This window comes from Filifactor sp. (assembly GCF_057248345.1).
Window position 1 is genome coordinate 1 of sequence record NZ_DBHIIC010000009.1, and the last position, 12,807, is coordinate 12,807.

Annotated in this window: 14 protein-coding genes; 11 read left to right on the forward strand and 3 right to left on the reverse strand. The window is 32.2% G+C overall.

The window, feature by feature from the left end:
- Nucleotides 1-171: 171 nt before the first annotated feature.
- Together ACO5GE_RS03200 and ACO5GE_RS03205 are read right to left on the reverse strand one after the other, a co-directional pair.
- Nucleotides 172-369, reverse strand: coding sequence for a hypothetical protein (locus ACO5GE_RS03200; protein ID WP_484829489.1), 198 nt, complete (start codon nt 367-369; stop codon nt 172-174).
- A 119-nt stretch (nt 370-488) separates the two neighbouring features.
- Nucleotides 489-1,388: a ribonuclease H-like domain-containing protein gene (locus ACO5GE_RS03205; RefSeq protein WP_484829490.1), complete on the reverse strand. Its 900-nt coding sequence runs from the start codon at nt 1,386-1,388 to the stop codon at nt 489-491.
- Nucleotides 1,389-1,600: 212 nt separating this feature from the next.
- Here ACO5GE_RS03205 and ACO5GE_RS03210 point away from each other — a divergent pair, with 212 nt between their 5' ends.
- Nucleotides 1,601-2,281, forward strand: coding sequence for a DNA alkylation repair protein (locus ACO5GE_RS03210; protein WP_484829491.1), 681 nt, complete (start codon nt 1,601-1,603; stop codon nt 2,279-2,281).
- 98 nt (nt 2,282-2,379) lie between these two features.
- Here the strand turns inward: ACO5GE_RS03210 and ACO5GE_RS03215 are convergent, their stop codons facing one another.
- A complete protein-coding gene (locus ACO5GE_RS03215; protein WP_484829492.1) occupies nt 2,380-2,949 on the reverse strand; it encodes a 5-formyltetrahydrofolate cyclo-ligase in 570 nt (189 codons plus the stop codon).
- A 181-nt stretch (nt 2,950-3,130) separates the two neighbouring features.
- On the opposite strand from ACO5GE_RS03215, the gene ACO5GE_RS03220 reads away from it, so the two are divergent.
- The 10 genes from ACO5GE_RS03220 (at nt 3,131) to xseA (ending at nt 12,804) form a co-directional block, all read left to right on the forward strand.
- Nucleotides 3,131-4,333 carry a S41 family peptidase gene (locus ACO5GE_RS03220; protein WP_484829493.1) on the forward strand — a complete coding sequence of 401 codons (1,203 nt, stop codon included), beginning with the start codon at nt 3,131-3,133 and terminating at the stop codon, nt 4,331-4,333.
- Between the two features lie 245 nt (nt 4,334-4,578).
- Complete coding sequence (locus ACO5GE_RS03225; protein WP_484829494.1) at nt 4,579-5,325, forward strand: tRNA (adenine(22)-N(1))-methyltransferase; 747 nt, start codon at nt 4,579-4,581, stop codon at nt 5,323-5,325.
- On the forward strand, nt 5,300-6,079 hold the full coding sequence (locus tag ACO5GE_RS03230; protein WP_484829495.1) for a Nif3-like dinuclear metal center hexameric protein: 780 nt from the start codon (nt 5,300-5,302) through the stop codon (nt 6,077-6,079). The genes ACO5GE_RS03225 and ACO5GE_RS03230 overlap by 26 nt, the downstream gene beginning before the upstream one ends.
- A gap of 9 nt (nt 6,080-6,088) precedes the next feature.
- On the forward strand, nt 6,089-6,778 hold the full coding sequence (locus tag ACO5GE_RS03235) for a zinc ribbon domain-containing protein (RefSeq protein ID WP_484829496.1): 690 nt from the start codon (nt 6,089-6,091) through the stop codon (nt 6,776-6,778).
- A 71-nt stretch (nt 6,779-6,849) separates the two neighbouring features.
- The gene (locus tag ACO5GE_RS03240) at nt 6,850-7,542 is read left to right on the forward strand and encodes a ribonuclease HI family protein (RefSeq protein ID WP_484829497.1); all 693 of its coding nucleotides are present in this window, start codon (nt 6,850-6,852) and stop codon (nt 7,540-7,542) included.
- Nucleotides 7,535-8,692 (forward strand): THUMP domain-containing class I SAM-dependent RNA methyltransferase, encoded by a 1,158-nt coding sequence (locus ACO5GE_RS03245; RefSeq protein ID WP_484829498.1) that lies wholly within the window; start codon nt 7,535-7,537, stop codon nt 8,690-8,692. Before ACO5GE_RS03240 ends, ACO5GE_RS03245 begins: the two co-directional genes overlap by 8 nt.
- Before the next feature lie 33 nt (nt 8,693-8,725).
- Complete coding sequence (gene rnmV, locus ACO5GE_RS03250) at nt 8,726-9,271, forward strand: ribonuclease M5 (protein ID WP_484829499.1); 546 nt, start codon at nt 8,726-8,728, stop codon at nt 9,269-9,271.
- Between the two features lie 19 nt (nt 9,272-9,290).
- On the forward strand, nt 9,291-10,151 hold the full coding sequence (gene rsmA / locus ACO5GE_RS03255) for a 16S rRNA (adenine(1518)-N(6)/adenine(1519)-N(6))-dimethyltransferase RsmA (protein ID WP_484829500.1): 861 nt from the start codon (nt 9,291-9,293) through the stop codon (nt 10,149-10,151).
- Between the two features lie 119 nt (nt 10,152-10,270).
- Nucleotides 10,271-11,557, forward strand: coding sequence for an amidohydrolase (locus ACO5GE_RS03260; protein WP_484829501.1), 1,287 nt, complete (start codon nt 10,271-10,273; stop codon nt 11,555-11,557).
- 20 nt (nt 11,558-11,577) lie between these two features.
- Nucleotides 11,578-12,804 carry an exodeoxyribonuclease VII large subunit gene (gene xseA, locus ACO5GE_RS03265; protein WP_484829502.1) on the forward strand — a complete coding sequence of 409 codons (1,227 nt, stop codon included), beginning with the start codon at nt 11,578-11,580 and terminating at the stop codon, nt 12,802-12,804.
- The last annotated feature ends 3 nt before the right edge of the window (nt 12,805-12,807 follow it).

Below are 12,807 nucleotides of genomic sequence, written 5' to 3' on the forward strand. Positions count from 1 at the left end.
AAAAATATCAATCTTTGTTCAAAAATAGTTGATAAAAAAATTAAAGAAACACAAATGATATCCATAGGACTAACTATAACAAGGTACATCAGATAAAACGTATGTCAGCATATCGTTTGTTTTTGATATATAAATGAATAATCATATAGAATGATGTCAAATAATCGGTGTTTAGTCTTGAAGATATTCTATTAAGTGTTCTTCTGATTTTAAGTCGGAAAGAGAAATTAAATCTTGAATCATTGTATTTCTTAAAGTAAGAAACTCTTCTTCTTTACTATTTTCATAAGAATATTTCAATGCTTCCAGTATTACAAGAAGATCATGTTTTGAAATATTTTCAATTGATATCTTGTTAAATGCTTCCATTTGCTCACCCCGTTTGCCCATTTATTGTAAAGGATACTTTTTATTTTTTGAGTTTCGGTTTGTATATCGATACAACTTATTTTACTATATCTTTATTTTATATGCAAGTTTTGAAGATGTTAATTACAAAATAGATGGAACAATATTTGTTTTGAAACATGAAGTATATTGTCAATATTTATGATTTCGTTTCTTTTGAAGTAGTTTGAAGGAGAAATAACAGGTGAAGTAATAAGATTGTTTTTATCTGTCATTCCATCAATTGTATCGAACTTAAGAATTAAAAATTCATTTTTAACTGAAATATCAAACCCATCATAGAAGCTGATAAGAGGAATGGTATGTTCCATACTTTCTATTAGAAACATGATGTTGGCGTTTTTCTTTGAAAATGTGTAATTGGAAAGATAGATATTACATTTGAGTGCAGGGAAATAAAAGCCTATCGTTTTTTTCCAATGTTCAAAAGATGACTTTAGGTCCAGTAATGACAGTAACTCATTTCTATTGTGACATAAAATTGGATTATTTTCATTCCAGTCAAAGTCCATTGTCGTTTGATTTTTTGCAGTCCATTCTTTGACATCAATTTCTTCAAAACGATTAACTTTAAAATACTGTTCTATTGTATTTCTTTTATAGTCTGTTAGATTTAATATGTGTCGGAATGAAGAAATTAGAAGAGATAAATCGTGCGTCTTATCCTCGAACATTTTGTTTGGTATCAATAGTTTTTTCTGTTTATAGTTCAAAAATGGAAATTCAAAAGTATTGCCATGAAAAGTATAAATATTTTTTTTATTGGAAAGTTCAGTTGATATCGTTTCTATCAGCTCTTTTTCGTTGTTTTTCTCAATACAGTATTGTAAAAGTATCGTTTCATTTTGTTCTTTTTTTATGATACCACACACTAAAATGTTGTGACGATTTGGAAAGAGTCCGGTGGTTTCCATATCAAAACAAATGTCCTTATAAGAGAGTGAATCTGTATGAGGAAGAAACATTTTAAAAAATTTCATTTCAAATCAGTCCTTTTTATTTTGATAGATTAGTATTGTATTGGAAGTTTTTTTCAATAACATTGTATCATATTTTTGAAATAATACTATTATCAGTAAGTTCGATTGGTTTTATTGACATAAAAGGATTGAGTATTCTTGGTAAAGATATTAGAATAGAGGAAATCATGTTTTATAAGAAAGATATCACCTAATTAGAAATGAGGATGGTTATGATAGTTAGAGAATTGCTTTTTGAACTGAAGGAAACAGAGTACGCGGATTTTCAGAGTAGGTTGGTTCCGAGTATTTCAAGAGAACACTTCATTGGAGTAAGAATACCCAAAATTCGTTCTTTAGCAAAAAAGTATTTGAGAGAAACTGATGAATTAGATATGGATTTTTTAGAAGAGTTACCCCATTTATATTATGATGAGAATATTTTTCATAGCATAGTGTTATCAGAGTATCCTGAGTATAATAGTTGTATTGAACGTGTAAAAAAGTTTCTTCCATATATTGATAATTGGGCAGTTTGTGATTCTTTATCTCCAAAAACATTTGCTGAGCATAAAAGTGAGTGGAAGAAGGATTTACATGTTTGGTTAAATTCTGAAGATGTATATACTTGTAGATTTGGTGTGAGAATGCTGATGAATCATTATTTAGGTGAAGATTTTGATGTTTCTTATTTGGATGAGGTTGCTAAGATAAAATTAGAAGACTATTATGTAAAGATGGGTATCGCTTGGTTTTTATCTATGGCGTTGGTTAAACATTGGAATGTAACAAGTAGGTATCTACGAAAAAACACATTGAATAAGTGGACACATAACAAAACAATTCAAAAAGCTAGAGAAAGTTACCAACTGAGCAAGGAAAAAAAAGAATATTTATTGACCCTAAAACGTTAGAATATATTTTACGATTTGTTCTAGAGATAACTATCAACACAACAATATCAATAAAAAATAACTATCCTGTTCCGAAGTGATAGTTATTTTTAAGAAAGTTAGAAGATGAGATATCTATTTTCTGTGATGATATGTTTCATTTTTATATCATGCATGTCTTTTGGGATAGACGGATAGATTTGTTCTTCAAATGCAATTGCAATGACCTTTGTTTTTTCGGGTAATATTTTGAGAAAGCGATCATAATATCCTCCACCGTAACCCATTCGGTTACCAAAGATATCAAAAGCAACTCCTGGAACGATAACGAGATCAATATCAGTGGGAGAAGCGATGTTGTCTTCTTTTGGAATTGGAGAAAGTACTCCATAGAAATCCTTTTTTAAGTCTTTGCTAGGATTTTCAACTCTTCCACACAAAAGTATTTTTTCTTTAGGAAGAGTGATAGGAGCATATACTTTTTTGTTATCTTGCAATGCATGGGACAATAATTCAAAGGTATCCACTTCCGACTGAAAACTGAGATACATGAAAATAGTTTTACTCTGTTGATAGAGTTCAGAAGTGATGAGATGTTGGAATATTTGATGAGAAAAAGAAATTCTTTCTTCGGGTGAAAGAGAGTTTCTTTTTTTGATTGCAAATTGACGGAATTCTTTTTTTGTCATAACATAGTTCTCCTAATATTTGTAATAAATTCACTTAAATAATCTAAACTTATGGTATATAATATTATAGAATAGAGAGTATATTTTTTCAATGGTAGAACATGAAATGGTGTCTAAAGGAGCTTTCTATTAAAGTTTGAAACTTATTTTTCACAATATGACAAAAGAGAGGGTACAAAGTATGAAAATGACAAAGTTTAAGTTTATGTTATATACAATTGTAATTGTTTTAATGACTAATCTGATAACGGTTCGATATCAGTTATCGGAGTATACATCATCAAATCCGAATGGACAAGATATGTTGAATTTAATGGAGTTGAAAAATACTGTTGAGAACGAATTTTATACAGATGTAAATGAAGAAGATTTGATTGTCGGCATGAAGAAGGGATTGTTCCAAGGATTAAAAGATCCTTATTCTGAATTTTATACAAAGGAAGAAATGAATGAACTGAAAGAACAGACAACAGGAGAGTTGATAGGTATTGGTGTAATTGTTGGAATCAAAGATGATAATATTGTCGTAATTTCACCTATCAAGGATTCACCTGCGATGAGAGTTGGGCTAAAAGCAGGCGATATTATTTCTAAGGTAAACGGGAAGGAATATAAGGCCAATGAATTTTCTGAGGCTGTGAAAGAAATTAAAGTACCATTGTCAGAAAAGAAAACATCTATCTTAGGTAAAGTAGATTATGGTAAAGTAAAAATTGCAGTTCTTCGTGAAGGGAAAGAAAAAGAGTTTGAAATAGAAAGGGAAGAAATTTCCTTGCAAACAGTAGAGTATAAGCAACTTGAGAATAAAATAGGTTACATTGCTATCTCACAATTTGCTGATGGAACCGCTAAAGATTTTATTAAGGAATTAGAAACTTCAAAAACAAATCATGACCGTGGTTTAATTATTGACTTGAGAAATAATCCGGGAGGATTGTTGAACGAAGTGAAAGATGTAGCTGACAGCATTATGGGTGAGGCAACGATTGTTTATACACAAGATAGAAACGGCAAAAAGGAGTATATTAAATCTCAAGAAGGAGGAGAGTTAAATATTCCACTTGTTGTACTGATCAATGAAGGTTCAGCTTCTGCATCAGAAGTTTTGTCAGGTGCAGTAAGAGATAATGAAATAGGTACGTTAGTGGGCGAAAAAACTTTTGGAAAAGCTTTGGTGCAGACAGTAAAACAATTATCTGATGGTTCAGGATTTAAAATAACGATACAACAATACTTCACACCAAGAGGTGAAAATATAAATCACAAAGGGATTATGCCTGATGTTGAAGTAAAATTGGATGAGAATCAACTTTTGAAAAACAAAGTGGATACTCAATTAGAAAAAGCAATTGAAATTATGCGTGAAAAAATAGAGAAAGAATAAACATCAAAGAATTTGTTATTTGAGAAAGTGATTAAGAAAGATTTTGATTCACTTTCTCTTTTTTTATAAATATTTTATAAATTCAGACGGAAATAAATAATATCGTTTGAAAAATCAAGAGGTACGACTTTTATGGTATATTTTTCTTTTTTGATAATCTTTTCCCATTTTGAGAGGCAATGTGATATAATATTTATAGAATTTGCAATGGATGATCATAGGATGAGAAGAGAGAGGTTTTTTGTTTGAGAGAAAAGAAAATCAGCTTAAGATTAGAAAATATTTGTGATATGGTACCTGAAACTTGTAACAAACTTTTGGATGTTGGAACGGATCATGGATATGTACCTATTCATCTTGTGAAAAATAAAAAAGTTCTTTCTGCCATTGCAGCGGATATCAGTGGTCCGTCTTTACAAAAAGCAAAGGATGAAATAGAAAAGAATCATTTATCAGAGGTAATTTCTGTTAGAGAAGGGAACGGATTACAGGTAATTACAGATAAAGATGATGTAGATACAGTAGTTATTGCAGGAATGGGAGGTGTGCTAATTACTGATATTTTAGAAGCAGCAAGTCATCTTTCTCATAAAGAGGAGATGTTTTTTGTTTTACAGCCTGTTCAAGGAGTAGAGGAGTTAAGAAATTATTTAAGAGCGCATCAATATGAAATGAAACGGGAAAAATTTTTCAAATGGAGTGGAAAATTTTATCAGGTTTTTTTGTGTAGAATTTCTAATAATATACAACCGTTATCAGATGAATACTATTATGAATTTAGTGAAGAGTTGATTAAAAATCCTTGTATGGACTTGTTAGAATATGTAGAATTGCAAGAGGTTGTTTTGCATAGTATCAAAAGTTCTTTGTTACAACATCAAAATAAATTTGAATTAACGATAGCACAACAGAATAAATTAGAATATGTAAATGAAAAAATATTATTTTATGAAAGGGTGAAATTGAATGCTTCTGAAGGAATTAGTAAATAGTTTAGATGGTTTGACAGATAAAAACACACAATACTCTTGGGACAATTCCGGATTATTAGTAGGGGATTTAACTAAAGAGATACAGAAGGTGCTTGTGACATTGGAAATTACCCCTACTGTTCTACAAGAGGCAAAAGAAAAGGATATCGATTTGATTGTGAGTCATCACCCTATTATTTTTTCCGGAAAGAAAAAACTGGTAGTCGGAAGCGATACATTGGATCTTGTATTTGAATTGGTTAGATTAGGAATTGCTGCGTATGCAACACATACAAATTTTGATATGTTGCATAATGGATTGAATGATTATTTTTTAGATGTGTGGGGAATTCAGGACAGAGAAATTTTGTCTGATGGAGAAGGTAAACCTATTGGAAGGGTGTTTTCTTTAAATGTAGAAAATACAGTATTGGATATAGCAAAACAACTGAATGATATGTTTCAACTTCCTGAGATTAGAATTATTGGAGATAAATTAAAAAAGGTAAGAAGGGTAGGAGTAGTTACCGGAAGTGGAATTGATGTTTTGTTTGAGGTAGATCACACAGAAATAGATTTATTTATTACCGGAGATGTGAAGTATCATCAAGCCCATGATATTCTTCAAATAGGTAAGAATGTAATTGATGCAGGACACTTCGGAACAGAAAAAATTTTTCCTGACGCATTTCTTTCGTTGGTGAAAACTAATATTTCAAAAATTGAGTTTATCAAATCAGAAGTAGATGTAAACCCGTTTCAGTATTTAGAATAGAGGTAGGATATGAAAACTTTAATGAGAATTGACAAGGGATATACAATATTGCAAAGAGTCAAAGAACATTATGAAGAAGAAAAGATTGTTCCGGAGTTGGAAGAATTGAAGGAAAAAGTTCAAGATCTGGAAGAGTTTGAAAAGAGAATTCGATTAGAAATAGATTGTTTAAGAAATGAATTAAAAAGTCTAGAGGTGAGTTTGGTTGAAACAGACAGAGAGATTGTTGCTGTTGTAGAAAACATTTACCAATGCTCTGATTTTACTGATAAAAACAAATTATTGCTTCGTGAAGAAGAGTTGAAACAATCGAAGGTAAATATCAAAACAATGATGGTTGAGAAATTTACAATGATTGATATTAAGTTAGAAGAATTAAAAAATTTGAAAAATAGAAAACAGATTTTGATATTGGAAATGAGACCATATATTAAATTGATTGGTACAAAAGAACAAAAGATTATGGAAGATATCAAAAAGATAGAGAAAAAGATTCGTATTTTAAGAAAAGGAATCGATAATGACAAGTTGAAAGCTTATGACAAAAAAAGAGTATCTATGGGAAAGGTATTTCATCCTATTCTTGAGGGAAAATGTTCTTTCTGTGGAGAAATATTGTTTGTAAAGGATGCTGAAGATGGAATTTTGGAATGTCCGAACTGTTCAAGAATTTTGTTTTTAGAGGAAGACGAAGAATAGAATAATTGAGATGATAACAAATAGAACGAAGAAAATGGCGTTCTATTTGTAAAAATAGGAGAAATTTATTCATGGAGAAAATAATAATCTATACAGATGGAGGTTCAAGAGGAAATCCCGGTCCGTCTGCAATTGGTTATAAAATAATACAACCTTCTACATTAAAATATTTGTCTATCGGCAAGGAAATAGGTGAAACAACAAACAATGTTGCAGAGTACACAGCGTTATGTGAGTCATTGAATCTGTGTCTTTGTAATGATGTGAAGTCCGTAGAAGTCTATATGGATAGTGAATTGGTTGTAAAACAAATCATGGGCGAATATAGGGTGAAAAATAGTAATTTAAAACCTTTTTATGAGAAAGCCAAGACTTATATTTCTCAGTTGTCTGAGTTTTCCATTCACCATATTTCAAGAGATAAAAATAAAGAAGCAGACAGATTGGTAAATTTAGCATTAGATAGCAATACGCAAATCCAAGATGGAACACTGTTTAACATGAGTGTTTCAAAAAAAGAAGATGTTCAAGACATTACCAAGAGGGAAGGTTCTGTAACTCGAAGTCATCTGTTGCAAGATTTTTTGATGAAAGAATTGGAATTAAGAAATCTTTCAGTTTCTTCGAAAGGCGAGCAAGTTATGATTTGTGTATCTGTACAGGATTTTAGTGAGATATTAGAAAATAGAGTGTTTATAATAAATAAAGCAAAGGAGTTTGAGTATCATCAAGTCGTACTCAATTTAGAATCTTATGATGAATAATAGTGAAAAAATAAGTTGTATAGCGGTGTGTTTATTTGGAATGGAGTCGTCGGTTTCATACGAGTTGAAAATGATGGGAATTGAATTAGGTGAAGTAAGAGACGGTAGAGTAGGGTTTTATGCTGACGCATATCAGATAGCTAAAGCAAATATTTTTTTGAGAACAGCTGAACGTGTTTTGATTCATGTGGGAAGTTTCAAAGCACCAACGTTTGAGGAGTTGTATCAAGGAATTAGGAAATTACCGTTTGAAAAATATCTATCTGCAGATTGTCAATTTCCCATTGCTAAGGCAAAAAGTTTAAAGAGTAAGTTGTTTTCAATTCCGGATATTCAATCTGTGTCAAAAAAGGCTGTAGTCGACAGAATGAGACAGGCATATCCAAACATTAGAAAGTTTGAAGAAAAAGGAGAAGTGTATCCGATTCATATTCTACTGATGAAAGATATTGTTGAAGTGACAATTGACACTACGGGACCGGCATTGCATAAGAGAGGCTATCGTGAAAGATCCGGAACTGCTCCTCTTAGAGAGACGATTGCTGCTTGTATGGTTATGTTGACTCCTTGGAAAAAAGATAGGATTTTATTGGATCCGATGTGCGGTTCAGGGACTATTTTGATTGAAGCTGCTATGATTGGAGCGAATATTCAACCTGGTGTCAACCGTAATTTTATTGGAGAAAAATTTCACTTTTTACCTAAAGAAGATTGGATGAAAGCAAGACAGGATGCCATTGAAGGCGAGAATTTCGATGTAGAGATGGCTCTTTATGGAAGTGATATTGATAAGGAAGTAATAGAGTTGGCGAAAGAAAATGCCGCTTTAGCCGGAGTAGAAGAATATATTAGTTTTTCGGTACAGGAAATGTCCGAAGTAAGAAGAACGGAAGAATATGGTTTTCTAATTACCAATCCTCCTTATGGAGAGAGAATTGGTGAAAAAGAAAATTTGGAGAAGACCTATTCTGATTTGGGAAAGGTAATTTCAACATTAAAGAATTGGTCAGCGTTCCTTATTACAAACTATGAAAATACTGAGAATTGTATTGGGAAAAAAGCAGGCAAGAAAAGAAAACTTTATAATGGGATGCTAAAGACAGTATACTATCAATTTCCGGGACCTAAACCACCAAGAAAACAAAGTTAGACTCTGTGCAGCTTAGATAAAGAAGGGTGTAATATGATTAAAGAAGTGATTGTAGTAGAAGGGAAAGATGATATTACTGCAGTAAAGAGAGCTGTTTCAGCAGAAGTCATCGCGACAAATGGATATGGTTTTCCTCATTTTGTAAAAGAGAGAATAAGAAAAGCATCAGAAACAAAAGGGATAATCATCCTAACAGATCCGGATTATGCCGGAAAAAAGATAAGAAATGAAGTTGCATCGATTGCCAAAAATTGCAAACATGCTTTTATTACACAAGAAGAAGGAATGAAAGACGGAGATATCGGAGTGGAAAATGCTTCTCCTGATGCAATTAGAAAAGCATTAAATCATGCAAGATGTGAAATAGAACCGGAATCTTTCGAATTTACGATGAATGATTTGGTGCAAAATAATTTGATTATGGGTTCCGGAGCAAAAGAACGACGAATTGCTGTTGGAGAGGCATTGGGTATCGGTTATACGAACGCGAAACAATTTCTTTCCAGATTGAATCATTATGGAATTACCAGAAAAGAGTTTGAAGATGAAGTAGAAAAGGTGAATCAACATTTGAAATAGTGTTGATATAAGGAGAGTTATGGAACAAAATTTAGCAACATTTGTAACTTTAAAAGAAATTACAAAAAAATATGGATTTCAATTTACAAAATCTTTAGGACAGAACTTTTTAGTAGATACTAATATCTTACAAAAAATAGTTGATTCAGCGAATATCCAAGAAGAAGATATTGTGATAGAAGTTGGTACAGGAATCGGAACATTGACTAGAGAATTAGCAAAGAGAGCAAAAAAAGTATATGCAATCGAAATAGATAAAAAATTGATTCCTATAGTGAAAGAAACTACCTCGAATTATAACAACATTGATTTTGTAAATATGGATTTCTTAGAAGTTGATTTAGAGAATTTAATTCAAGAAAAAGATAGAAAAATCAAGGTTATTGCAAATATACCTTATTATATTACAACGCCTATTATTATGAAATGTTTGGAGACTTCACTCAATATTTCGACTATATTGCTAATGATTCAAAAAGAAGTGGCCGACAGGTTGTCTGCTGAGCCGTCCACTAAGTCTTATGGGAGTCTTTCTGTAGCAGTTCAGTACTACTCTGATGTAGAATTCGTTGGAAAGGTTTCAAAAAGTTGTTTCTATCCACAACCAAAAGTTGACTCAGGAATTGTTAAGTTAAACAAAAAAGACGAATACATCTTTGTGAAAGATAGGGAGTTGTTTTCTCAAGTTGTGAAAAGTGCATTTGCGAAGAGAAGGAAGACGATTTCTAATTCTATGATTGGATTCAGTGAACAATTTACAAAAGATAATGTAATGAAAGCTTTAGAAAAAAGTGGAACAGATGCAAAAAGAAGAGGAGAAACATTGACGGTTGAAGAATTTGCATACTTAAGCAACTGTATGTTTGAGGTGTTAAACTAAGAGTTGTGCTAGGAAGGGAATACACTTTGATTGGATTAGGTTGAGTAATGTGTAACCTAATCTTACTATAGTTCCAAAGAAGAAATTATACATTTTGTTGATTGATAGGAGGAATGAAAATGAAAATTTTGATAAAAAATGTATCCTGTTTAACAATGGAAGAACCTATTTCAATAAAAGAAAATACAATTGTTGGAATACAGGAAGATAGAATTATTTTTGTAGGAGATGTTCCTGATAATTTTTGTGCAGATGAAGTTTTAGATGGAAGAGATAAGTTGCTTATGCCGGGGTTGGTGAATGCTCATACTCATATTGCGATGTCTCTATTTAGAAATTATGCGGAAGATGTTGCGTTTTGGCCATGGTTAACAGAGAAAATACTTCCTTTAGAGGAGCACTTGATACCGGAACATGTTTATGCAGGTAGTTTGCTTTCTCAAGCGGAGATGATACGCTTTGGGATTACTTCTTTTGCAGATATGTATTTTTTTATGGACGAAACGGCAAAGGCAACAGAATTGAGCGGAATGAGGGGCTTGCTTGCAAGATCCGTAGTGAGCGGAGACAAGCAGGAAGAGAAATTAAGAGAGTCATTGGAATTTCATGACAATTGGAACGGAAGGGCAGATGGACGGATTATGGTTTGTTCAGCGCCACACGCCATATACAGTTGCAATGGTGAATATTTGCAACAAATTATTCGAGAATCTACGAAACGTGATATGAGAATTCATATTCATTTATCAGAATCGAAAAAAGAGGTAGAGGACTGTATCAACCAATATGGAGTCTCTCCGGTGGAATATTTGAAACAGTTGGGTATGTTTGATTTACCTACTATGATAGCACATGGAGTATATTTATCTGAACAAGATATGGACATATTGAAGGAATGTCATGTGAGTGTTGTCAATAATCCGACAAGTAATTTGAAATTAGGAAACGGTTTTGCTCCAATTCATGAATTGTTGACAAAGGGAGTAAATGTCGCTTTAGGAACAGATGGATCGGCAAGCAATAATAATTTGAATTTATTTGAAGAAATGCACTTAGCAGGCATTTTGAACAAAGGAGTTCATTTAGATTCTACCGTAGTTCCAAGTACTGATGTTGTAAAAATGGCTACAATTAACGGAGCAAGGGCAATGGGATTGGAAAAAGTCGGACAGATTACGCCGGGTTGGAAGGCGGATATGATATTGATTGATTTAAATCAACCGCACTTTTTTCCAAGATTCCAATTGATACCTTCTTTGATATACTCTGCACAAGCTTCTGATGTGCATACTGTAATTATAGATGGAAAGATTGTGATGAAAGATAGAGAAATTCTAACATTTGACTTAGAAAAAGCTTGCTTTGATTGTGAACACATGGCAAAAGATTTGGTAGACAGACAATAGAGAAATCATTTGGGGATATCATGAGAATAAGAACATGGACGGTAGGAGAATTAAATAGATATATTAATCAGCTTTTTAAAACGGATCCATTGGTTCAAAATCTTTATTTGGAAGGAGAAATTTCCAGTGTAAAGATACATGGAACAGGAAACATTTACTTTACAATTAAAGATGATATGGGCAAAGTAAATGCAATTATGTTTCGTTCAAATGTTACTGATGTTGAGTTGTTTCAAGAAGGAAATCAGATTGTTTGTCAGGCATCCGTTCATTTGTATGAAAAAGAAGGAAACTATAATCTGATTGTAAAGAATATCTCTTTAAAAGGAAAAGGTGTCTTATACCTTAAGTTTTTAGAATTAAAAGAAACATTAAAAAATGAGGGACTGTTCGATTCGAAGTACAAAAAAGAGTTACCTCGTTTTCCAAGAAGAGTCGGAGTGATTACTTCCGAGACTGGAGCAGTGATTCACGATATCATCAACGTGACTCGAAATAGATTCAAAAAAGCGGAAATTATTTTATTTCCTGCAAAAGTACAAGGAGATATGGCTTCTAAAGAGCTCATAGATGGAATTGATTACTTTAACCAAAATAATACTGTGGATGCAATTATTCTCGGACGTGGAGGTGGTGCTTATGAAGAGCTTGCACCGTTCAATGATGAGAAATTAGCAAGAAAAATTTTTGATTCTAAAATTCCCATTATCTCAGCTGTAGGACATGAGACAGATGTTACTATTTCCGATTTTGTTGCGGATAAAAGGGCATCTACACCTTCTATGGCAGCGGAAATTCTATTTCCTAACATTGGTACCATTTATGAAAATTTGGAGCAAAAACGTTCTGAACTGCAAAATAAGTACAGAACTCGGTTTCATGAATTAGATGTTTTGTTAAGAGAATACAAAGAACAGTTGATGAGATATACACCGGGTTGGAAATTACAGAGAGTACGTGCAAAAAACTATCAGTATTTTCAAGAGCTAAATTATATTTTCTCAGAAAAAATGATGAAAATGAATGCTGATTTGGAGAAGAGGAAAGAACAATTACTGGCTCTGAATCCATTAACTGTGTTGGAGAGAGGGTATGGTTTAGTTAAGTCAAATAATAAGATTATATCCTCTACGAAAGAAATTAACTCTCAAGATATAATAGAGATACAATTAAAAGATGGGACGATAGTTTCTGAAGTGAAAGAAGTTCACGTTCTACAAAAAACAGAAAACTTGAAGAAGAAATAAATT